The 1550-nt window shown below is 63.1% G+C and carries 3 protein-coding genes; all 3 read left to right on the forward strand.

Annotated features, from left to right (window positions below):
• Positions 1–806 (forward strand): S49 family peptidase (locus PM04_RS17175; protein WP_038009135.1); only part of this gene is annotated, 806 nt, incomplete at its 5' end.
• Between the two features lie 92 nt (positions 807–898).
• Positions 899–1279, forward strand: a complete 381-nt coding sequence (locus tag PM04_RS17180; RefSeq protein WP_038009136.1) for a head decoration protein — start codon at positions 899–901, stop codon at positions 1277–1279.
• Positions 1280–1346: 67 nt separating this feature from the next.
• Positions 1347–1550, forward strand: a 204-nt coding sequence (locus tag PM04_RS17185) for a major capsid protein (protein ID WP_038009130.1), incomplete at its 3' end; no start/stop codon positions are given.

Here is a 1550-nt window from a genome sequence, read left to right on the forward strand (position 1 = left end):
GCGTGACGATGATCCATTCTGGTGACCATAAGGTTGATGGCAATCCCTATGCGCCGCTGCCCGAGAGCGTGCGCAATGACATCCAGCGAGAGATCGATGCCCTACGCTTCCTGTTCGCCGAGACTGTTGCCGCAGGCCGAGCTGGGCGTTTGAGCCAGGACGCGGCGCTTGCGACCGAGGCGGCAACCTATCGCGGGCCGGAGGCTGTTGCAGCTGGTTTGGCCGATGAGATTATCGATCTCTCCCGCGGCTTTGCCCGGTTCCGCGAAAGCCTATCCGCCCCATCGCCCACCGCGCGACTGCCGCGCGTAACCTATCCCAGACCAAAGGAGGCCGCCATGAGCGCCAATCGAGACATCGCTGAGGCAAATACAGAAAATACCGACGCCGAAGACTCGGTGCTACACGAAGCAGAACAGCTATCCAACGCCCCAGACGATATAGAAGAGATGCTGCAAGAAGACACAGGGACCGCCTTAGACGCTGCCGTGGCATCACCTACACCGGCCGGCACGAACCCTTCCAATCTGGCAGAGATCTCCGCGCAGCTTCGCGAGTCCGCAGCGGAGATTGCCGAGATTACAGCCCAAGCTGGCCGCCTCGGGATCGCAATCGATGCGGCGAGAGCGCTCCGCGACGGAACAGCCCCAGAGGCTTTGCGCCGGTTGGTTTTGGACCAAGCGAGCGCAGCCGCAGATGCACGCGATATTGTAGCGGCACCGCCGTCCCCTGTTCTACCCAAATCTACGGAAAGCCCGATTGTGGCTGCCGCGAAGAAGGCTGCCTCGGCGGGCAGCAGGGGCTAACACTTCCCACCCCCAACGCTGCACCGCTCCCCTGATCCCCCGTCGCTCCTCCCCAGCGGGGGATTTTTTTGCCCCCATTCTGGAGATACCCCATGTCCGTGCTGACCCAACCGCCCACCATGGGCGATGTCCTCAAATACGAGCTAAACCCCAACTACACCCGCGAGACCGTCACGCTACTGTCCGGCACCGACTACCCCGTTGGCGCGGTGCTCGGCCGCATCACGGCGAGCGGCAAGATGAAGCTCAGCACTGCAGCAGGCAGTGATGGCGCACAGAATGCGGCCGCTGTGCTTCTCTACGCCACCGATGCCAGTGCCGCAGACCAAAAGGCCGTCGTCATCGTGCGCGGTCCGGCCATTGTCTCAAAAGCTACCTTGGTCTTTGACGCCAGCGTCGATGACACGGCCAAAACGGCGGCCAAGCACGCCCAGCTGACCGCGCTCGGCATCATCCCGCGCGACGCCGCCTAATCCGGCGGATTGCCCGTTCCAATCACCGCGCTTGTGCGCGTCACCCCCTCATTCCCCGGAGTTCCCCATGACCATCACGCGCAACCCGTTTGATGCGGGCGGCTATTCGCTCGCCGAGATGACGCAGGCCATCAACATCCTGCCCAACCTCTACACCCGCTTGGGCCAGATCGGCCTGTTTCGCTTTGAAGGCGTCACCCAACGCTCCGTTGTCATCGAACAGCGCGAGGGGGTGCTGAGCCTCCTGCCCTCGGTGCCGCTTGGCGCGCCT

Origin of the sequence: Thalassobacter sp. 16PALIMAR09 (assembly GCF_000765485.1) — a bacterium.
In the GTDB taxonomy this organism is placed as follows: domain Bacteria; phylum Pseudomonadota; class Alphaproteobacteria; order Rhodobacterales; family Rhodobacteraceae; genus Thalassobacter; species Thalassobacter stenotrophicus.